General features: G+C 70.4%; 18 protein-coding genes. 7 read left to right on the forward strand and 11 right to left on the reverse strand.

Going from position 1 to position 20963, the window contains the following annotated elements; genetic code table 11:
* Positions 1-2431: ATP-binding protein (locus tag VE172_RS23670; RefSeq protein WP_324804475.1), on the forward strand; the 2431-nt coding region annotated here is incomplete at its 5' end.
* Positions 2432-2456: 25 nt separating this feature from the next.
* On the opposite strand, the gene VE172_RS23675 is transcribed toward VE172_RS23670, so the two are convergent.
* The 6 genes from VE172_RS23675 to VE172_RS23700 all read right to left on the reverse strand — a co-directional run bounded on the left by VE172_RS23675 (position 2457) and on the right by VE172_RS23700 (position 9686).
* On the reverse strand, positions 2457-3641 hold the full coding sequence (locus tag VE172_RS23675; RefSeq protein WP_324804476.1) for a cytochrome P450 family protein: 1185 nt from the start codon (positions 3639-3641) through the stop codon (positions 2457-2459).
* Between the two features lie 11 nt (positions 3642-3652).
* Positions 3653-4450 (reverse strand): ABC transporter permease, encoded by a 798-nt coding sequence (locus VE172_RS23680; RefSeq protein ID WP_324804477.1) that lies wholly within the window; start codon positions 4448-4450, stop codon positions 3653-3655.
* The gene (locus tag VE172_RS23685) at positions 4447-5400 is read right to left on the reverse strand and encodes an ATP-binding cassette domain-containing protein (protein ID WP_349258518.1); all 954 of its coding nucleotides are present in this window, start codon (positions 5398-5400) and stop codon (positions 4447-4449) included. Before VE172_RS23685 ends, VE172_RS23680 begins: the two co-directional genes overlap by 4 nt.
* A gap of 86 nt (positions 5401-5486) precedes the next feature.
* Entirely contained in the window at positions 5487-7541 is a 2055-nt protein-coding gene (locus tag VE172_RS23690; protein WP_324804479.1) for a SpoIIE family protein phosphatase, read from the reverse strand.
* Positions 7542-7581: 40 nt separating this feature from the next.
* On the reverse strand, positions 7582-8346 hold the full coding sequence (locus VE172_RS23695) for a tyrosine-protein phosphatase (RefSeq protein WP_324804480.1): 765 nt from the start codon (positions 8344-8346) through the stop codon (positions 7582-7584).
* A gap of 119 nt (positions 8347-8465) precedes the next feature.
* Positions 8466-9686: a DUF349 domain-containing protein gene (locus VE172_RS23700; protein WP_324804481.1), complete on the reverse strand. Its 1221-nt coding sequence runs from the start codon at positions 9684-9686 to the stop codon at positions 8466-8468.
* Between the two features lie 236 nt (positions 9687-9922).
* Between VE172_RS23700 and miaA the strand changes: the two genes are divergently transcribed.
* On the forward strand, positions 9923-10846 hold the full coding sequence (gene miaA, locus VE172_RS23705; protein WP_324804482.1) for a tRNA (adenosine(37)-N6)-dimethylallyltransferase MiaA: 924 nt from the start codon (positions 9923-9925) through the stop codon (positions 10844-10846).
* On the opposite strand, the gene VE172_RS23710 is transcribed toward miaA, so the two are convergent.
* Positions 10843-11841: an aldo/keto reductase family protein gene (locus VE172_RS23710; RefSeq protein WP_324804483.1), complete on the reverse strand. Its 999-nt coding sequence runs from the start codon at positions 11839-11841 to the stop codon at positions 10843-10845. The genes miaA and VE172_RS23710 overlap by 4 nt on opposite strands.
* A 150-nt stretch (positions 11842-11991) precedes the next feature.
* Here VE172_RS23710 and VE172_RS23715 point away from each other — a divergent pair, with 150 nt between their 5' ends.
* On the forward strand, positions 11992-13116 hold the full coding sequence (locus tag VE172_RS23715; RefSeq protein WP_324804484.1) for a serine hydrolase domain-containing protein: 1125 nt from the start codon (positions 11992-11994) through the stop codon (positions 13114-13116).
* Here VE172_RS23715 and VE172_RS23720 read toward each other — a convergent pair.
* The gene (locus tag VE172_RS23720) at positions 13113-14192 is read right to left on the reverse strand and encodes a WG repeat-containing protein (RefSeq protein ID WP_324804485.1); all 1080 of its coding nucleotides are present in this window, start codon (positions 14190-14192) and stop codon (positions 13113-13115) included. The two genes, VE172_RS23715 and VE172_RS23720, sit on opposite strands and share 4 nt — an antisense overlap.
* Positions 14193-14362: 170 nt before the next feature.
* Here VE172_RS23720 and VE172_RS23725 point away from each other — a divergent pair, with 170 nt between their 5' ends.
* Genes VE172_RS23725 through VE172_RS23735 form a run of 3 tightly spaced genes read left to right on the forward strand, consistent with a single transcriptional unit; the run spans position 14363 to position 16912 of the window.
* Positions 14363-15157, forward strand: coding sequence for an ABC transporter permease (locus tag VE172_RS23725; protein WP_324804486.1), 795 nt, complete (start codon positions 14363-14365; stop codon positions 15155-15157).
* Complete coding sequence (locus tag VE172_RS23730) at positions 15150-15953, forward strand: ABC transporter permease (protein ID WP_324804487.1); 804 nt, start codon at positions 15150-15152, stop codon at positions 15951-15953. The genes VE172_RS23725 and VE172_RS23730 overlap by 8 nt, the downstream gene beginning before the upstream one ends.
* Before the next feature lie 14 nt (positions 15954-15967).
* Positions 15968-16912 (forward strand): ABC transporter ATP-binding protein, encoded by a 945-nt coding sequence (locus tag VE172_RS23735; protein WP_349258519.1) that lies wholly within the window; start codon positions 15968-15970, stop codon positions 16910-16912.
* On the opposite strand, the gene VE172_RS23740 is transcribed toward VE172_RS23735, so the two are convergent.
* The 3 genes from VE172_RS23740 to nadA form a co-directional block, all read right to left on the reverse strand.
* Positions 16909-17592, reverse strand: a complete 684-nt coding sequence (locus VE172_RS23740; protein ID WP_324804489.1) for a DUF3043 domain-containing protein — start codon at positions 17590-17592, stop codon at positions 16909-16911. The genes VE172_RS23735 and VE172_RS23740 overlap by 4 nt on opposite strands.
* Before the next feature lie 22 nt (positions 17593-17614).
* The gene (gene murA / locus VE172_RS23745; RefSeq protein ID WP_414715146.1) at positions 17615-18970 is read right to left on the reverse strand and encodes a UDP-N-acetylglucosamine 1-carboxyvinyltransferase; all 1356 of its coding nucleotides are present in this window, start codon (positions 18968-18970) and stop codon (positions 17615-17617) included.
* A gap of 151 nt (positions 18971-19121) precedes the next feature.
* A complete protein-coding gene (gene nadA / locus VE172_RS23750; RefSeq protein ID WP_349258520.1) occupies positions 19122-20291 on the reverse strand; it encodes a quinolinate synthase NadA in 1170 nt (389 codons plus the stop codon).
* A 114-nt stretch (positions 20292-20405) separates the two neighbouring features.
* Here nadA and VE172_RS23755 point away from each other — a divergent pair.
* Positions 20406-20963: glycerate kinase (locus VE172_RS23755; protein ID WP_324804492.1), on the forward strand; the 558-nt coding region annotated here is incomplete at its 3' end.

Consider the following 20963-nt stretch of genomic DNA (forward strand, 5'->3'; position numbering starts at 1 on the left):
TCCCGCGGCGCTGACCAGCTTCATCGGCCGCGACGCCGACCTGGCGGCGCTGCGCGGCGCCTTCGCGGCGGGCCGCCTGGTGACGGTGACGGGCCCCGGCGGCGCGGGCAAGACCCGCACGGCGTTGCGGCTCGCCGACGACCTGTCGTCCGATATGGACGCGAGGATGGTCGAGCTGGCGCCGGTGTCGACGGAACCGGAGGTGGTCTCGGCCTTCCTGACCGCCCTGGGCATGAGCGACACCCTGCCGCGCAGCCGCGGCGGTGTGATGGCGTCGGCGCTGACCCCCGCCGAGCAGATCCTGGTCACCTTGCGGGACAAGCGAATGCTGTTGTTGGTGGACAACTGCGAGCACGTGCTGGACGCCGCCGCCGGTCTCGTCGCGCGCGTCCTCGCCGGATGCCCGGGCGTGCGGGTGGTGGCCACCAGCCGCGAGCCGCTCGGCGTCACGGGCGAGACGGTGTATCCGCTGGCGTCCCTGCCGTACCCGGGCGCCGACGCCACCGTGGACGAGGCCCTGGGGTACCCCGCGGTGCGGCTGCTGGCCGAGCGCGGCGCCGCCGCGCGGCACGACTTCGCCGTCACCGCCGACAATCGGGACGCGGTGATCGAGATCTGCCGCCGCCTCGACGGGCTCCCGCTGGCCATCGAGCTGGCCGCCGCCAGGCTGCGCGGCATCGCGCCGGCGGCCCTGGCCGAGCGGCTCGGCGAACGCTTTCGCCTCCTGACCGGTGGCGACCGCACCGCCCTGCCCCGGCACCGCACCCTGCGCGCGGTGGTCGACTGGAGCTGGGACCTGTTGGACGCCAAGGAAAGGCTGCTGTTGGCGCGGCTGTCGGTGTTCGCCGGCGGCGCCGCCCTGGACTCCGTCGAGGCGGTGTGCGGCTGTGGCGGCGACGTGGTGGAGCCGCTGGCGTCCCTGGTCGACAAGTCCCTCGTGGTCCTCGGCGAGGACGGCCGCTACCGTCTACTGGAGACGATTCGCGAGTACGGCGCCGAGAAGCTCGCCGACAGCGGCCACACCGACGCGACCCGCCGCGCCCACGCCGCGCACTTCCTGCGCCTGGCCGAGACCGCCGAACCCAAGCTGCGCACCGCCGAACAGATCACCTGGATGCGGCGCCTGGAGGCCGAAAACGACAACCTGATGGCCGCGATCCACATCGCCGTCGCCGACGGCGACGCCGACACCGCCCAGGGCATCGTGGCCTCGGCCTGCCTGTTCTGGTGGCTGCGCGGCCGCCGCGTCGAGGGCGGGGCCGCGGCCACCACGGCCCTGGCGGTGCCCGGGCGGGCCCGTCCGCTGTACGCGGCCCTGGCCCGCCTGGCCTACGCCCTGCACGCCTTCGACACGGAGCCCGACCTGGACAGCGTGACGGGGGCGCTGCGCGAGGCGTGCGAGATCCGCGACGCGCACGGCCTCGCCGACCAGCACGCCCTGCTGCGGCTGCTGGACGTGATCCTGTCGCTGATCGCCCAGCGCGACGCCGTGATGCTGCGCGACATCATGGGCAATCTGCGCGACCCCGACCCGTGGCTTCGCGCCACCGCTCACGCCATGCACGCCGCGATCTGGGTGAACCACGGCCGCGTCGCCCGCGCCGAAAGCTATCTGCGCACCGCCTTGGGGCTGTACGAGGAGGTCGGCGAGCGCTGGGGCCAGTGCCTCGCCCACGCCGAGCTGTCGGAGATCGTCGCCTGGAGCGGCCGGCTCGACGAGGCCAAGTATCACTTTGAGACGGCGCTGCGCACCGAACAGGAGCTCGGCGTCGACCCCGGACGGTCCGAGGTGCGCGGTCGGCTGTCCTACTACCGTTTCCTGGTCGACGATCCCGCCGCCACGCGCCGCAATCTCGAGTTCGACCTCCAGGCCGCCCGCCGCGTCGGCGCGGCCGACAACGAGGCCTTCGCCCACCTGATGCTCGCCTTCCACCACGAGCGGGAGGGAAACTCCGACACCGCCCGCGTCCACCTGCGCGAGTGCATGACCCTGGCCGACAGGTACAAGGGACCGCCCCACATGCAGGCCATGGTCGCCACGGTGGAGACCCGCCTCGACCTGCGCGACAACCAGGTCGAGGCGGCAGAGCGGCGGCTGCGCACCGCGATCCGCTACGCGGTGCTCACATTGGACGGACCGATCATCGCCCAGGCGCTGGAGGCCGCCGCCGACATCGCCCTGGCCCGCCACGACCCCCGCGAGGCCGCGCGGCTGCTCGGCCGGGCCGAACTGGTGCGCGGGGTGCGCGACGAGTGTTCGCCCACCGTCGCCGACACCGAAAAGGTGGCGCGAAAAGCGTTGGGGGACAAGGAGTTCGACGAACGCTACGCCGAGGGTCGCCATAGTTCCCGTCGCCGCCTGCTGCTGTCGTACGGCGCCTCGATGGATCCGAGGCGACCCGGCCGACCCGCCAGGGTGCCGCGCGAATAGGCCAGCCGCGGCGCGCGGATCGTCGTCACAGCCGCACGGGCAGGGTCTTCAGGCCGCGCTGGATGAAGTCGGCCCGCCAGCGAGGCGGGATCGCCTCGGGGTCGATCTCCAGGTTCGGTGCGCGTTCCAGCAGCGACTCGACGGCGACCCTCGCCTCCAACCTGGCCAGCGGCGCGCCCAGGCAGTGGTGGAGGCCGTGGCTGAACGCCAGGTGCGGGTTGGGGGAGCGGGTGATGTCGAGGCGGTCGGGATCGGCGAACGCCTCGGGGTCGCGGTTGGCCGCGTGCGTGGCCACCATGACGGTGTCGCCCTTGGCGATCCGCCTGCCGTCCACTTCGAAGTCCTCCCTCGCGAAGTGCGTTATCGGTCCGAAGGGGCTGTCGATGCGCAGGAACTCCTCGACAGCCGACGGCAGCAGGTCGGGGCGGGAACGCAACAGCGCCAACTGATCGGGGTGGGTCAGCAGCGCGTGCACACCATTGCCGATCAGGTTGAGCGTGGTGGCGAAGCCCGCCAGCACCAGCAGCATGACCATCGCCACGAGTTCGCGCTCGGACAGCAGGTTGTCGCCGTCGCGCGCCGCGATCAGCGCGCTGACCAGGTCGTCCCCCGGTTCCGCCCGTTTGCGGGCGATCAGCTCGGTGAGGTACGCGTGGTGGCTCCCGATGGATTCGACGTGGTTGTCGAAGGCGCCCTCGTCGGTGTCCTCGATGAAGAAGGACGCCGCCAGACCGCGCAGCCTGTCGTGGTCGGACTCGGGGATGCCGAGCAGCTCGGCGATCACCCGCATCGGCAGCGGGAACGCGTAGTCGGCGATCAGGTCGCACGTCCCGCGGGATGCCGCCTCGTCGAGCAGCCGCGCGGCGACGCGGCGGATGCCCGGTTCCAGGCCCGCCACCCGCTTCATCGTGAATGCCTGCTGCACGAGGCGACGCAGCCGCGTGTGCTGCGGCGGGTCGTTGCCGAGCATGTTGTCGGCGAACTCGCCGCCCGCGCCGACGGGGCCGTCGCCGGAGTAGTCGTCGGACTTGCTGAGCCGCGGATCGGCCAGGAGCCCACGGGCGACGGCATAGCGGGTGATCAGCCACGCGTCGAAGCCCATGGGCGTCCGCACCCGATGGATCGCACCCGCCGCGCGCAGCCGCGCATAGAACGCGTGCGGGTCGGACAGCGCGGCGACGGGAAAGTCGATGACGGTCGAATCGGTCATGTCGCGTCTCCTTAGGACAGTTTCGAGCGGTAGGCGCGCATCGCCAACGGGAAGAACACCACGGCGATCCCCGCCGCCCACGCCAGCGTCGTCAGGATCGGTCCCGAGTGGACGTGGCCGTTGAGCAGGTCGCGGCTGGCGTCGGCGATGGCCGTCACGGGGTTGACCCTCGACCACCACTGCAACGGCGCGGGGAAGGTGTCGGCCCGCACGAAGGCGCTGGAGGTGAACGTCAACGGCATCACCAGGACGAACCCCAGCATCTGCACCTTCTCCTCGCTGCCGGCCACGATGCCCAGCAGCACCGTCATCCACGACATCGCCAGGGTGAACAGCAACAGCAGCGCGAACACCGCCAGCGCCCCGCCGACGCCTCCCTTGAGGTCGAAGCCGATCGCCAGGCCCAGCACCAGCATCAGCGCGATCGCCCACACCTGTTTGGCCAGGTCGGCGGCGATGCGCCCCACCAGCGGGGCCGAGCGCGCGATCGGCAGCGAACGGAAACGGTCGAAGACGCCCTTGCGGATGTCGCCGTTGAGGCCCACGGCGGTGTTCAACGCGGTGAACAGCGAGTTCTGGACGATCAGACCGCCCAGCGCGTATTGCAGGTACTCGCCGGGCGAGCCCGCCATCTGTCCGCCGAAGACGAACACGAACAACAGCAGGAACATCACCGGCTGCACGCTCATGTCCATGAGCTCCATGGGATTGTGCTTGATCTGCACCAGCGAGCGCCAGGCCAGCCAGGCGCAGTTGCGCAGGCCCGCGATCGGGCCGCCCTGGCGGGCGGGGAGGGCGTGAACGGTCATGCGAGGGCCCCTTCGGTCTCGGCGGCGGTGTGGCCCGTCAGCGTCAGGAACACCTCGTCGAGGCTGGGGCGGCGCAGCGCGAACTCGGCGACGTCGATGCCGTTGTCGGCCAGGCGAACCGCGGCGCGCGGCATCAGGGCGCTGTCGGTGATGGGGACCGCCCAACCCGCGCCCTCCCGGCTCGGCGCTCGACCCACCACATCGGACAAAAGCTCGCGGGTGCCGTCCATGTCGGCCTCGACGGAGGGCTGGACGTACAGCAGCTGACCACCCACCTTGGACTTCAGCTCGTCCGGCGAGCCCGTGGCGATCACCCTCCCGCGGTCGATGACGGCGATGTCGTCGGCCAGCTGGTCGGCCTCGTCCAGGTACTGGGTGGTCAACAGGACGGTCACGCCCTCGGCGACCAGGCCGCGCACGATGTCCCACAACTGGTTGCGGCTGCGCGGGTCCAGACCCGTCGTCGGCTCGTCCAGGAAAAGGATGCGCGGCGCGGCCACCAGGCTGGCGGCCAGGTCGAGCCGGCGCCGCATGCCGCCCGAATAGGTCTTGGTGGCGCGGCGGGCGGCCTCGCTCAAACCGAAGCGCTCCAACAGTTCGGCGGCGCGGGCCCGGGCGTCGGCGCGGGTGAGGCCCACCAGGCGCCCGATCAGCAGCAGGTTCTCGGTGCCGGTGAGCATCTCGTCCACCGCGGCATACTGCCCGGTGAGCCCGATCAGGGCGCGCACCTTGGCGGGCTCGCGGGCGATGTCGAAGCCGCCGACGCTGGCGTGCCCGGAGTCGGGGCGCAGCAGGGTGGTCAGGATGCGAACGGCGGTGGTCTTGCCCGCGCCGTTGGGGCCCAGCACCGACAGCACGGTACCGGCGGGCACCTCTAGGTCCACACCGGACAGGGCGACGGTGTCGCCGAACGCCTTGCGCAGACCCTCGGCGCGAATCGCGTAGGTCATGGTCTTCCTCACGGTCGTGTCATTCATCGCCGCGACCATGACGCGGGGCGCTGAGATTCCGCGCACGCGGCGCTGAGATCGCCGACTCAGCCGATGTCGCGCGGGTTGATCCCGTGGAACTCGGTGACCATCACCGTGCGGTCGTCGTCGGTGCTGGGGGAGGTGGCCATCACCTGGTCGCACAGCTCCGTGACGGGGCGGTTCATGCTGGCCAGCCGCACCACCGAGGCGATCCCGTCGTCCAGCCGGGTGTGGCGGGACTCCACGACGCCGTCGCTGTACATCACCAGCCGGGTGCCCGGCGGCGTCTCCAGGATCGACGAGCGGTAGTCGGCGCCGGGGATCGCGCCCAGCAGCGGCCCGCCGGCCACCTCGCGGGCCTCGGCGGCGCCGTCCGGCGGCACCACCACCGGGGGTGGGTGCCCCGCGCTGGCCACCGCGCACAGGTGCTGCACCGGGTCGTACACCAGGTACAGGCAGGTGGCGGTGGTGTCGGCGAAGTGGAACGACAGCTCGTTGAGCCGGGTCAGCAGGGCCGCCGGGTCCAGGCCGATGGACGCCAGCGTCACCACCGCCGTGCGGAACTGGCCCATCGCCGCCGCCGAGGTGATGCCGTGACCGGCCACGTCGCCCACCACAATGGCCATGCAGCGCCCCGGCAGCTCGACCGCGTCGAACCAGTCGCCCCCGGCGCGCAGATGCGAGTGGCTGGGCCGGTACCGGTAGGTGATGGTCACCTCGCCGTTCTCGGGAAGCCGGGGCGGCAGCAGGCTGCGTTGCAGCGTCAGCGCCGCCTGCCGCTCGTCGCGGTACAGCCGGGAGTTGTCGATGGTCAGGGCGGTGCGCGCCGCGATCTCGGTGAGCAGCACCAGGTCGTCGGTGTCGAAGCGCTCCCGGTCGGCGAACCGGATGCAGGTCATGACGCCCAGCGTGGTGTCGCGGGCCCGCAGCGGCGCGATGATCAGGGAGCTCAGGCCCAGCGAGTTGGCCGCCAGGTGTCGGTGCGCCTCGGGCGGCAGGTTCGGCGCCCGCGACAGTGCCGGGTCGTCGATCAGCCGGGCGCGGTGCGACACCAGCACCTGGGCGAAGGCGTTGGTGGCCGAGGCGGGGCGCGGGTCGTCCACTTCGAGCAGCTTGTCGGTGGCGGGGGACGGATTGCGGGCGGCGGCGACCAGGCGCGCCACCAGGGTGTCGGGTCCGGGCTGCTCGGGCGGCTGCTGGCCGGTGACCAGCGCGTTGACCACGTCCACGGTCACCAGGTCGCAGTAGTCGGTGGTCAGCAGGCGCCCCAGCCGCTCGGTCGACTCGCGGAAGTCCAGGCTGGACAGCTGGGTGGAACCCACCTCGCCCAGCAGCGACAGCCGGGCGCGCGACCGGGCGGCGTCCAGCTCCGCCTCCTCGCCGGAGGTGATGTCCATGATCACCCCGCACAGGCCCATCGGCCGATCGTCGGCCTCCACGAGGCGGTACCACGACACCGACCACACCTGCTCCTCGCCCGGGGCGGTGGTGGGGTGCCCGGGCAGGTGCAGGTTGCTCACCGGCTCCCCGGTGCGCAGCACCGCCTCCAGCGCGGACTCGTAGACGTCGAGGTCGGCGGATCCGATCACTTCGCGAATGTGCCGCCCGAGGTGGTCGGCGATGGGGCGCCGGTTGATCCGGGCCAGCGCCTCGTTGAGCGCCACGTACCGCAGCTTGTTGTCGAGGATGACGAAGCCGAACGCCGACTGGTCGAAGAAGGCGTTGAGCAGCCCGAGCCCGGCCTCGGCCTCGGAGTTCTCCACGGTGTCCACGGCCATGAGCAGCGTGCTGGACGGGCGCCCCGGCTGCGGGATCGGGTGCCGGTACACGTGGACGGCGCGCATGCTGCCGTCGGCGCGGCGCAGCTGGTGGATCTCGGGGCGCTCGCTGGGCGCGGCGGCCAGGTGCCGCCGGGTCTCGAAGGGGATCGAGGTGGTGGTGAGCACCTGGATGTCGCGCCCGATCATCTCGGCGCGGCCGAAGCCGGTGAGGTGCTCGGCGTTGTGTCCGAAGTAGACTATCCGGCCTTGGGAGTCCACGATGATGGTGGCGATGCGCAGCTCGCCGGAGAACATCGGACGCAGAATCCGGTCCACGTAACCAGGGTCCCCGCGCTCCATCCGCGCATCATATGCGAATGGTCCACTGCGGATACCCGGTTCAGGTCAACAAGTGCGCACGCAGATCGTCGATGCGGGTGAATCCGATCGCCCTGGCGTACGCCTCCACGCCGCCGAAATACCGGTCGATGTTGGCCAGCAGCCCCAGCATCGCGTCCGGATCGGGCAGCAGGCCCCAGTTGGCGGTCTCCAGTCCCTTCAGCAGCCGCCAGGCGTGGTAGCGCGCCATGCCCTCGGTGGTGAGCGCGTAGTCGGCGGCGATGTCGGCGTCGGCGACGCCCAACAGCTTCAGGGTGATGGCCGCGGTGATGCCGGTGCGGTCCTTGCCGGCCATGCAGTGGAACACCAGGGGAGTGGTGTCGCACATCAGCTCCAGGCACCTCCGGATCGCCACGGCGCCGCTTTCGATCATCGCCGTGTACCGCTCCACAAGGAACGGCACCGGGGATTCCTCGGTGGTGGCGTCGCGTTCGATGGCCTCCCAACGGATGTGCAGCAACTCGAGATGGTGTACCGCCACCTCCGGGCGCTCGGGAAACGAGCCGGTGGCGGCTATCTCGGTGGGTCGTCGGAAGTCCACGACGGTCCGCAACCCCAGATCATCGACGAGGTGGGCGATGTCGGCGTCGTTGGCGTTGCCGAACTGGTCGGAGCGGTAGACCAGGCCGGTGCGGACCTTGCGTCCGTCGATTCCGGACAGTCCGCCGAGGTCCCGCAGATTGAACACCGATTTCAGCCGGACGAAGCGGGAGTCGCCGTAGGCGGTGTCGATCTGGCCGTAGGGGTTCATGCCGGTTGGGTTCATGGGGTTCCCGGGGTACTCGAAGGGGCTCGTGCCACGGCCGAAGCCATGCCGCGAGTGGTGTGGTCGTTACCTCACAGTATATCCCGGTGTGGTCAGTCCACAGTGGCGAGAGTGCGGCCTTACTGGGCCTTCTCCGCCAGATTGAGGAATTGACGCTTATTGGCCAGGGCCTCCTCGGCCTGCTTGATCCGCTTGGCGTCGCCGTCGTTCTTGGCCCGCTCCAGCTGCCGTTCGGCCTTGTCGACCTGCTCGCGCATCTGCTCCAGCAGCGGGTTCTCCGACACCGGGGTGCGCCGCCAGGCGATGTCCATGGCCGCGCGGACCTTGCCGTCCATAGCGCGCAGCCGCCGCTGCAGGGCGCCCGCCGACTCCTTCGGCACCCGGCCGATCTCGTCCCACTGCCCCTGGATCTCGCGCAGCTTCGACTGGGCGGCCTTGGGGTCGGCGTCCACGTCGATCGCCTCGGCGGTGGCCAACAGCTCCCGCTTGGCGGTCAGGTTGTCCTTCAGCTCGGCGTCGCGCGCCGAGAAGGCCTCGCTGCGGGCGGAGAAGAAGACGTCCTGCGCGGCCCGAAACCGCTTCCACAGCTTCTGCTCGGCGTCGGGAGCCACCCGCCCGGCGGCCTTCCACTCCCGCATCAGCCCCTTGAGCTGGTCGGCGGTGGCGCCCCAGTCGGTCGAACCCGACAGCTGCTCGGCCTCGGCGATCAGCTCCTCCTTGCGCGTGGCGATCACCTTGCGCTCGGAGTCCAGCGACGCGAAATGGGCGCCGCGACGGCGGGTGAACGCGTCGCGCGCGGTGGCGAACCGCTTCCACAGGGCCTGGTCGTGCTTGCGGTCGGCGCCGTGGATGGCCTTCCACTCCTCGGAGATCTCCTTGATCCGGTCGCCGGCGGCCTTCCACTGCGTGGAGTTCTCGGCGAGACCCTCCGCCTCGGCGGCCAGCGCCTCCTTGCGGGCCACGGCCTCGGCGCGGGCGGCGGTCTTGGCCTCGCGGGCCTCGGAGACCTTCGCCTCGACGCGGGTGGCCAGCTCGTCCAGGCGGGCGGCCAGGGCGTCCAGATCGCCGATGGCGTGCGCCTCGTCCAACCCGGAGCGCAGCTTCTTGATGGCCGCGGCCGTGCTGGTCGGGTCGGCGCTGTCGGAGTTGAGGCGCGCGGCAACCAGGTCGACCTCGGTGACCAGATCGTCGTAACGACGCGCGAAGTGGGCCAGGCCCTCGTCAGGCGTGCCGGCCTGCCAGGAGCCTATGACGCGCTCGCCCGCGGAGGTCTTGACATAGACCGTTCCGTCGTCGTCGATGCGTCCGAACCGCGTGACGTCTGGGTTCTCACCGCTCATGGTGTTCACTTTTCCTTAGCGGGTGTGTTTGTGCCGGGCAACGCGCCCGACCGGTTGGGTTGTGAAGGCATGTGTATCGGTACCTTACGGGGGACCCCGCACGGACGACAACTCCGCTTCGCGTTGCCGACGGCCTCGCCCCTGGTCACCGCCGTGGATGCGTCGCGGTCGCTATGAAACCGTGACCATCTGGCGTATTTTCCGTGCGCCCGGCGCCGATCCTGAGAGGAATTTCGATGGGCGATACCGGCAACCCGCCTAGCCTACCCGGGCCGGTGGTCGTGGTCACCGGACCCACGGCGGCGGGAAAGTCCGCGCTGTCGCTGGGACTGGCCCGCGCGCTGGGCGGCGAGGTGATCAACGCCGACTCGATGCAGCTGTACCGCGGCATGGACATTGGCACGGCGAAGCTGGCGCCCGACGAGCGCGCGGGCGTGGTCCATCACCTGCTCGACATCTGGGACGTCACGCGCACCGCCAGCGTCGCGGAGTATCAGGAACTGGCGCGCGCCAGGGTGGACGAGCTCCTGGCGGCGGGCCGCACGCCCCTGCTGGTGGGCGGCTCGGGCCTGTACATCCAGGCCGTCGTCGACGACATGGAGTTCCCCGGCACCGATCCGCGGCTGCGCGCCGAGCTGGAGGCCGAGCTGGCCGAGGTGGGGCCCGCCGCCCTCCACGCCCGGCTGGCCGCTCAGGACCCGGCCGCGGCGGCGGCGATCCTGCCGTCCAACGGGCGGCGCATCGTGCGGGCCCTGGAGGTGGTGCGGCTGAAGGGTTCCTTCACCGCGACGCTGCCCGAACGGCGCCCGAAGTACGCGTCCGTCCACATCGGGATCGACCGCGACACCGCCGAGCTGGACCGGCGGATCGCCGAACGCGTCGACGCGATGTGGCGGGCGGGCTTCGTCGACGAGGTGCGCGGCCTGCTGGGGCGCGGGCTGGCCGAAGGGCTCACCGCGAGCCGGGCGCTGGGCTACCGCCAGATCGCCGAGTTCCTCGACGGACAGTACGACGAGGAGGAGGCCCGGCGGCGCACCACCACCGGCACCCGGCGTTTCGTGCGCCGCCAGCGCTCCTGGTTCGGCCGCGACGAGCGGATCTCGTGGCTCGACGCGGCCGATGACTCCCTGGTGGACAAGGCCCTCGCCCTGATCGGTTAGGGGCGGGGGTTGGGGCTTTCGGTCTTGGCCGGGTCGCGCTCCGCCACCGGGTCGAGCACCTCGTCGATGGCCTTGAGCACCTCCGGCGGCAGCTTCACACCGGCAGCGGCCACGTTGTCGACGACCTGCTCCGGGCGCGAGGCGCCGATGATCGCCGCTGACACGTTGGAGTTCTGCAGCACCCACGCCACCGCCAGCTGGGCCATGGACAGCCCGGCCTCCTCTGCGATCGGCTTGAGCCGCTGCACCCGCTCCAACAGCTCGTTGTTCTGGGTGAGCCGCTCGATGAAGAACGCGCTGTTGGGGTCGGTGGCGCGGCTGCCCGCGGGCGGGGCCTGACCCGGCAGGTACTTGCCGGTCAGCACGCCCTGGGCGATCGGCGACCACACGATCTGGCCGATGCCCAGCTCCTCGCAGGTCGGCACCACCTCGGCCTCGATGACCCTCCACAGTGCCGAATACTGCGGCTGCGAGGACACCAGCGGGATGTTCAGCTCGCGGGCCAGGGCGTGGGCGGCGCGGATCTGCGACGCCTTCCACTCCGACACCCCGATGTACATGGCCTTTCCGGAGTGGACGACGTCGGCGAACGCCTCCATCGTCTCCTCCAGCGGCGTCTCGTAGTCGTAGCGGTGGGCCTGGTACAGGTCCACGTAGTCGGTTTGCAGCCGGCGCAGCGAGTTGTCGATGGACGTGGCGATGTGCTTGCGCGACAGGCCCCGGTCGTTCTTGCCCGGCCCCACCGGGAAGTACACCTTGGTGAAGATCTCCAGGCCGTCGCGGCGCTGGCCCTTCAGCGCGCGGCCCAGCACCTCCTCGGCGGCGCCCTGGGCGTACACGTCGGCGGTGTCGTAGGTGGTGATCCCCGCGTCCAGGGCGGCGTGGACGCACGCGTGCGCGGCGTCCTCCTCGACCTGGCTGCCGTGGGTGATCCAGTTGCCGTAAGCGATTTCACTGATGATCAGGCCGCTGCGGCCCAGATGACGAAACTCCATGCCGCAGAAGCTACCGCGATTGTTGCGCCGTCGTCGAACCATCGCGAGATTCGTCACCGCCCGCGTCCACAGTGGCGTCACGGCCTTCCGGGGTCGGCTCAGGGACAAACCCCGATGGTGCGGGGGCGAATGCGCCCTAACGTTCACACGATGAGACCGAACAAGCCCCTCCTGTTGTTGCCCGTGGCCCTTGTGGCCGTCGCCCTGACCGCGTGCGGCCCGCAGGCCGCGGCCGACGCCGCCGCCCCGTCCTCCGACGCCGGCCAGGTCGCCAAGGTGCGCCACGACCTCGACGCCCTGGTGTCCGACGGCGCGCTGGTCGGCGGCGAGGTCGTGATGCGCGACGCCCACGGCACCCGGCGCGTGACGGCGGGCCTGGGCGAGCGCGATCCGAAGAAGCGCTACCCCGGAGGCGGCCACGTTCGCGTCGCCAGCGTCACCAAGGCGTTCACCGCCGCGATGATCCTGCAACTGGTGGACTCCGGCCGCGTCGACCTGGACGCCTCCGTGGAGACCTACCTTCCCGGAGTGGTTCGCGGCGAAGGCATCCACGCCGACGAGATCACCGTCCGCCAGCTGCTGCGCCACCAAAGTGGACTGCCCGAGGTCACCATCGAACCGGAGCTGGAGAACCCCACCACCACCTACACCCCGCGCGGGCTGCTGGATTCGGCGCTGGGCGACCCGGCGCAGTTCGAACCCGGCGCCAAGATGGTCTACACCAACACCAACTACGTCGTGGCGGGCATGATCATCGAGAAGGTCACCGGGCACGACTACCGAACCGAGCTGTCGCGCCGGATCACCGTCCCGCTCGGGCTGGACGACACGGCGCTGCCCGCCACCGGCGACACCGGCCTGCCCGACCCGCACCCGCACGGCTACCACCCGATCGACGGTCGACTCGCCGACGTCACCGCGCAGGAACCCTCCGCGCTGTACGCCTCCGGCGGGGTGGTGTCCACCGGCGCCGACCTGAACCGGTTCTTTCTGGCGCTGGAGAACGGCAAGGTGATTCCGAAGGCGCTGCTGGGGCAGCTGCACGACACCGTGCCGTTCCCGGACGTCCCGGGCGTCGATTATGGACTCGGCGTGATGAGGTTCCCGCTGTCGTGCGACGTGACGGTCTGGGGCCAGGCCGGCGACATCGCGGGGTTCCAGGCGATGGTCGGCACGACCGGCGAACGCGCCGTGAGCATCATGATGAACCAGAGCCCCACCGACGAACTCAGCCCCGCGCAGCTGTTGCACCTGCTGGACGACGCGATCTGTTAGAGGGGCCCGTCGTCGACATTGACCATGCCGTCGAGCCGCTGCAGGACGTCGGCGCGGCGGAACCGGGCGGGGACGATCTCCTCGCCGTTGTGGTTGACCGCGCTCCAGGTGGACGAGCCGTGGTCGATGGCGTACCCGGCCGGGTGCACCACGATGTCCCGGTGGTGCGGCGGCAGGATCACCTTGCCGGTGCGGTTCACCAGGCCCTTGGCGCCGCGGCGGTCGACCACGGCGACGCCGTCGACGAAGCCCACCACCGAGCGCCCGTCGGGCATCGTGGTGCTCACCCGGTCGTACAGGAACGGCACCACCTGCTCGCCGGCGGTGTTGATGGCGCCCCAGGCGCGCTCCCGGACCGCCGCGATGCCGCCGCGGAACTCCCCGGCCTCGGCGAAGGCCGCCGGGATCACCACGGACTTGTCCGGCCCGAGATATCCCCAGCCGCCGCTGCGCGGGTCCTGGAACAGCCGCGGCGCGGGGAAGTCCGCCCGCTCGGCCCACGACCGCGGGGACGGCCCGAAACCCTCCACCGCCAAGCGATACACCAGCTCCAGCGCGGGCGCCATCGACGCCGTAGTCGCTTCGTCCGATGTGTACTCGGTGGCGCGCTCCAAGTGCAACAGCGCCTCGGTGAGGCGCCGCTGGGAGATGCACGACAGGGCCGCGCAGGCGCGCACCCGGCCCAGAAAGCGGCGCGGCAGCTCTCCCGCCTCGGCCAGCGCGTACAGCTTGTCGGCCTGGGCGTAGTCGCCCCGGTTGCGCATCACCTGGCCCAGCCGGGCGCGGGCGGGTGCCAGCAACAAATCGGTGCCGATCCGCTCGGCGTTCGACAGCGCCGTCTTGGCGTCGGCCTCGGCCCCGCTGAGTTCGCCGAGCGCCCGCTGCGCCACCGAGCGCACCCCCAACAGGCGCGCGCGGTCGGCCTCGTCGAAGGTGTTGTCCAGCCGATTCGACGCCTCGTTGGCGATGGCGGACATGATTTGCGGGTCGCTGACTTGGGGATTAAGGGTGTCGATGTCTATCGGGCCGAGCGCACGGTGCAGCGCGGCCCGAAGATCTGCTGCGACATCCGCCATGACGACACTTTGCCATGGACACGGTTCGAACGTTCGTCGCCTCCACGATCAATGGTGTTGCGGGACCGACGCGGCTCGCATAGAGTGCGTCTTCGCGCAATGGACGTACGAGTGTCACGACGCCGGTACGGACTCGCACTCCCCAGTAGACACTCACCCGGAGTACCTCTATGCGCATGATGCTCGCCCTGATGCGATCGGGTTTTCGCCGCTATTCGACGTATCGACAGGCCACGGCCGCGGCAGCGGCCACCAACACGATCTTCGGCATGCTGCGCTGCTACGTGCTGCTGGCCACCGCCGTCGCCGCGACCACGACCGTGGGCTATGACGTGCCGCAGCTGTCCACATACGTGTGGGTGGGGCAGGGCATCATCGGCGTGGTCATGCTGTGGGGCCCGGCCGAACTGGCCGAGAAGGTCCGCACCGGACAGGTGGTGTCGGACCTGCTGCGCCCCGTCAACCCCATCTGGACCTACCTGGCCACCGACCTGGGCCGCGCGGGCTTTTCCTGCCTCACCCGCCTGGTGGTGCCGGTGGCGTTCGGCGCGATCTTCTTCCCGTTCTACTGGCCGCGACACTGGTGGACGTACGGCCTGTTCGCGTGCAGCCTGCTGGCGGCCACCGGGATCTGTTTCGCCATCCGCCACCTGGTGAACCTGTCGGCGTTTTGGCTGTTGGACATCCGCGGCATCACCACGGCGTGGCTGTTGGCCTCGGGGATCGGAAGCGGGCTGATCTTCCCGATCGACTTCCTGCCCGGCCCCGCGGCCGCGGCGCTGAAGTTCGGCACCCCGCTGCCGTCCATCGTGCAGTTCCCGGCCGACGTCCTGGTCGAGCACGGCGGCGCGCCCGGCCAGCTGCAACGGGTGGCGCTTCAGTTCGGTTGGGTCGTGGTGTGCCTCGCCGCGGCGTTCGCGGTGCAGCACAGGGCGACCAGGCGATTGGTGGTGCAGGGTGGTTAGCAGGCTACGGGCGTATCGGGCGCTGCTGGTGGCCCAGATTCGCGGCCAGGCCCAGTACCGGGCGTCCTTTGTGATGGAAATGGTCGGGCAGTCCACCTACACTTTCATGGACTTCGCCGCCGTGCTGGTGCTGTTTCGGGTCACCCCCGCCATGGGCGGTTTCGGTCTGTGGCAGGTGCTGCTGATCTCCGGCCTGGCGATCTGCGGCTTCTCCGCCGCCGACCTCGCGGTGGGCAATGTGGAGCAACTGCGGCAGTACGTGCGCACCGGCCTGCTGGACGCCATGCTGATCCGCCCCCGCCGCGTGCTGCCGCAGCTGTTGGCCATCGACTTCCAGCTGCGCCGCGTGGGACGGGTGGTGTTCGCCGTGGTCCTGGTGGCGGTCGCCTGCGCCCACGTCGGCGTCGACTGGACGTGGTGGCGGGTGCTGCTGGTCGTCGGCACCCCGATCGCGGCCGCGGTGTTCTACGCGGGGATCTTCGTCCTGACCGCCTCGGTGGCGTTCTGGTGGATCGACTCCGGCGAGTTCGCCAACAGCTTCACCTACGGCGGCAGGGAATTCGCCACCTACCCGATCACCATCTACGGCAGCGTGTTCCGGCGCGTCTTCGCCTTCGGGATCGGTTTCGCCTTCATCTCATACTATCCCGCACTGGCCATCATGGACACTCCCGACCCGCTGGGTATGCCCGCCTGGTTCGGCGCGCTGGGACCGGCGGCCGCCGCCGTCATGACCGCCATCGCCGCGCTGGTGTGGCGCACGGGGCTTCGACACTACGAAGGGACAGGATCGTGAACACCGCCATCGACATGCGCGGCCTGCGCAAGGAATTCATCGTCCACAAGAAGACGGGGCGCCTCAAGCGCGCCAAGAAGGTGATCCCCGCCGTCGACGGCGTCGACCTGACCGTCGAACACGGAGAGATGATCGGCTACATCGGACCCAACGGCGCGGGAAAGTCCACCACCCTGAAGATGCTCACCGGAGTGCTCACCCCGACGTCGGGGCACGTGCGCACCTGCGGCCTGGAGCCGGTGCCGCAGCGCCTCAGGCTCACCCGCCGCATCGGCGTGGTGTTCGGGCAGCGCACGGCGCTGTGGTGGGACCTGCCGCTGCGGGAGTCCTTCCACCTGCTGCGCCACGTCTTCGACGTGCCCGCCGCCGACCACGCCGCCCGCCTCGCCCGCTGTCGCTCGCTGCTGGACCTCGACGCGTTCATGGACACGCCGGTGCGGCAGTTGTCGCTGGGCCAACGGATGCGCGCCGAGATCACCGCGTCTCTGCTGCACGGGCCCTCCGTGCTGTTCCTGGACGAGCCCACCATCGGGCTGGACGTGGTGTCCAAGCAGGCCGTGCGCGAGTTCCTCGCGGAGCTGGGCGAGGGCGGCGACCTCACCCTGGTCCTGACCACCCACGACCTGTCCGACATCGAGCGGCTGTGCCGGCGGCTGGTCGTCATCGACCACGGCCGGGTCGTCCACGACGGCAGCCTGGACGAGCTGCACGCCCGCTACGGCTCGCGCCGCCAGGTGATCGCCGAGTTCGACGACCCGTGGGACGACGCCGAGACCCCGCCGGGCGCCGTGGCCGTCCGCGACGCCGAGGACCCGCGCCGGGTCACCTTCAGTCTGTCCAATGGGGAATCAGGCGCGGGCGAACTCGTGGCGGACCTGGCCCGGCGCGGGCTGCGTGACGTGTCCATAGTCGAGCCCGACATCGAGCGCGTGATCGCCAAGCTCTACGCCGAGCCCTAGCGGATCTGCTTGCCCAGGTCCTCTTCGAGGATGCCCGGCTTGATGCCCGGGCGGGGGCGCGGCATCCGCAGCTTGCGGAACATGATGGAACGCGAGATCGCGTACCAGTACAGGCCGGGCTTGCGCTGCTTCGTCTTCGGGTGGCGCGACCACACCAGCCGCCTCACCTTGCGGGTCAACAGGAAGCTGTCGATGATGAAGGCCAGCAGGATCGCCACCCACGCGCCCACCGAGATCGAGTAGATCAGCGCGCCGTAGGCGGGGTTGGACGCCAGCATGATGATGATCGCCAGGAAGAAGAAGTACTGGCCGACGCTGCGCCGTCCGTCCACGATGTCGCGCACCAAAAGCCGCTCGGGGCCCTTGTCGCGCGGCATGTGGTACTGGTCATAGGCGGGGTCGCCGCGGTCCTGGCCGTCGGCGATGCGCACCCGCTCCTCGCGGCGCTGCTGCGACAGGCTCTTGCGCGTGTCCTTGTCGGGGCGGTTCACCTTGGCCTGCGCCCGCGCCTCCTTGAACGTCTTCGGCGGGTTCTTCGGGGGGCGCTTCTTCGCTGTCTTGGGACGCTTGGGCGTGGGGTCGCTCTTGTCGCGCACCCTCTTGTCACCGGTCTCCTCCACGGCGGAGACCGGCTCTTCGACGTCGGGTTCGCTCGACTTGCGCTTGAACAGTGCTGGCACGGTCGCCAAGGATACCCGCCGTTTACGGACGCTCCACCGACGCGCCCAGGCTGGCCAGTTTGTTGTCGAAGTCCTCGTAACCGCGGGTGATGAAGCGGTCGACGCCGAACACCCGGGAGGTGCCCTCGGCGGCCAGCGCCGCGATCAGGTGGCTGAAGCCGGCGCGCAGGTCGGGGATGCGCAGATCGGCCGCGTGCAGCTGGCTGGGGCCGGCGATCACCGCGGAGTGCAGGAAGTCGCGGCGCCCCCAACGGCAGGGCGTGCCGCCCAGGCAGTCGCGGTACAGCTGGATGTTGGCGCCCATCTCGCGCAGCTCCTCGGTGTAGCCGAAGCGCCGCTCGTACACCGTCTCGTGCACAATGGACAGCCCGTGGGCCTGGGTGAGCGCCACCACCAGCGGCTGCTGCCAGTCGGTCATCAGCCCGGGATGGACGTCGGTCTCCAGCGCCACCGGGGACAGCTGACCGCCGGGGTGCCAGAAGCGAATGCCGCCGCCGGTGGGGGCGTCGTCCACCTCGAAGGCCCCGCCGATGGTGCGGAACACGTTGAGGAAGGTCATCATGTCGGTCTGGCGGGCGCCGCGCACGTAGATCTCGCCGTGGGTGGCCAGCGCGGCGGCGGCCCAGCTGCCGGTCTCGATGCGGTCGGGGACGGGCCGGTGCTGGTAGCCGCTGAGCCGGTCGACGCCGACGATCTCGATGACCCGGTCGGTGTGCACCTTGATGATGGCGCCCATCTTCTGCAGGACGCAGATCAGGTCGATGATCTCCGGCTCCACCGCGGCGTTGCTGATCTCGGTGACGCCCTCGGCCAGCACCGCGGTCAACAGGATCTGCTCGGTGGAACCCACCGACGGGTAGTCGAGCCGGTATTTGATGCCCTGCAAGCGTTTCGGCGCCGACAGGTGCATGCCGTCGGGCTGCTTCTCGATGACGGCGCCGAAGGCGCGCAAGGCATCCAGGTGGAAGTCGATGGGGCGTCCGCCGATGTTGCAGCCGCCCAGGTTGGGGATGTAGGCGGTGCCCAGCCGGTGCAGCAGCGGCCCGCACAGCAGGATCGGGATCCGGCTGGAACCGGCGTGCACGTTGATCTCGTCGACCCCGGCGTTGACCATGTTGGCGGGGTCCATGCGCAGCGAGCGCTCTTCGTCCAATGTGGTGCGGATGCCGTGGAGTTCCAGCAGGCCACGGACGATGTCCACGTCGCTGATGGCGGGGACATCGAACAGGGTGGACGGCGTATCGCCCAGCACGGCCGCGACCATGGCCTTGGAAACCAGATTCTTGGCACCTCGGACCCGAATCTCGCCCTTGAGCGGGGTGCCACCGTGCACTACGAGTACGTCGTCACTCAAGGCCGAGCCTCCTGATTTCGTCACCGATTACCTGCCGACACGCGAGCATAGCGGTCGCGGCGGGCGGGTTCGGCCCTGCCGCCGCGGAATCCGCCCGCCCCACCGACACCGGCGAGACGGCCGCACGCCCGCTATTTCGCAGGCTAGACGTTTGGGTGACGCTTTGGGTTGCTTGCTAGGGCAAAGCCAACATGCGATCCAGGGCGACGCGGGCGTGATGCGCGGTGTCGGCGTCCACGGTGATGCGGTTGGGCACCCTCCCGGCCTCCAGCTCCTCCAGCGCCCACACCAGGTGCGGCAGGTCGATGCGGTTCATGGTCGAGCAGTAGCACACGGTCTTGTCGAGGAACATCACGTTCTTGTCGGGGTGGCGGTTGGCCAAGCGCCGCACCAGATTCAGCTCGGTTCCCAGCGCCCACGACGAGCCCGACGGCGCGTTGTCCAGCGCCCGGATGATGTATTCGGTGGAGCCCACCTCGTCGGCGGCGGCCACCACCTCGTGGCGGCACTCGGGGTGCACCAGGACGGTGACATTGGGCACCCGGCGCCGCACGTCCTCCACGCTGTCGAGCGTGAACCGCCCGTGCACCGAGCAGTGGCCGCGCCACAGGATGATCTTCGCCGCGCGCAGCCGCTCGACGCTCAGGCCGCCGCCCGGCTTGTGCGGGTCGTACACGACGCAGTCGTCCAGCGAGAAGCCCATGTCCCGCACCACGGTGTTGCGGCCCAGGTGCTGGTCGGGCAGGAACAGCACCTGCTCGCCGCGCTCGTACGCCCAGCGCAGCGCCCGCTCGGCGTTGGACGACGTGCACACCACGCCGCCGCGCCGCCCCACGAACGCCTTGATCGCCGCGGTGGAGTTCATGTACGTCATCGGCACCACGCGATCCGCGATGCCCGCGTCGGTCAGGGCGTCCCAGCAGTCGGCGACCTGCACGGCCGCCGCCATGTCCGCCATCGAGCAGCCCGCGGCCATGTCGGGCAGGATCACCCGCTGCTCGGGGGTGGTGAGGATGTCGGCCGACTCGGCCATGAAGTGCACGCCGCAGAACACGATGTACTCCGCCTGCGGGCGGGCGGCGGCCTGCTGTGCCAGCTTGAACGAGTCCCCCGTGACGTCGGCGAACTGGATCACCTCGTCGCGCTGATAGTGGTGTCCCAAAACGAAAAGCCGATCGCCCAGCGCCTCCTTGGCGGCCCGGGCGCGCTCGATCAGGCCGGGGTCGGACGGCGCGGGCAGTTCCCCGGGGCAGTCGACGCCCTTCTCGGACGCGGGGTCGGCGCCCCGTCCCAGCAGCAGCAACGCGGTGGAGGTGGGAGCCGGTTCGGCAAACGTGCTCACGATGGCCCTCCTGGGGCTCGATTTATCGTCGATCTGACGCGTAATAGAGATTCTCTCACGCCCGTCGATGTCTTGCCGCGCTGCGATGTGTGACCCTGAACGCTTAGTGTCGTTCGCATGCGCGTGCTGATCTGCCCCGACAAGTTCGCCGGAACCGCCTCGGCGCCCGAGGCCGCCGCCGCCATCGCCGACGGCTGGCGCGAGGTGGCCGACGGCGACGAGCTGACCGTGCTGCCGCTGGCCGACGGCGGCCCCGGCATGCTCGACGCGCTGGAGGCCGCGCTCGGCGGCGAGCGGGTCGCCATCGACGTGTTCGACCCCTTGGGGCGCAAGGTGACGGGGGAGTTCCTGCGCCTCGGCGAGATCGCCTACATCGAAAGCGCCCAGGCCTGCGGCCTCCACCTGCTGGACGCCGAGGAGCGCGATCCCTTGCGCGCCAACTCCTTCGGACTGGGCCAACTCATGCTCGCCGCCACCGAACGCGGCGCCCGCTGCCTCGTCATCGGCCTGGGCGGCTCGGCCACCAACGACGGCGGGGCGGGCATGCTCACCGCCCTGGGCATGTCGGCGCGCGACGCCGCGGGCCGCGTCGTCGGCTACGGGGGAGCCGCGCTGGCCGCGTGCCACAGCGTCGACGGGACGCCGCTGCTGCGCCGAGCCCGGCTCGTCGCAGCG

The organism is Stackebrandtia sp., from assembly GCF_035643755.1.
Classification (GTDB): Bacteria; Actinomycetota; Actinomycetes; order Mycobacteriales; family Micromonosporaceae; genus Stackebrandtia.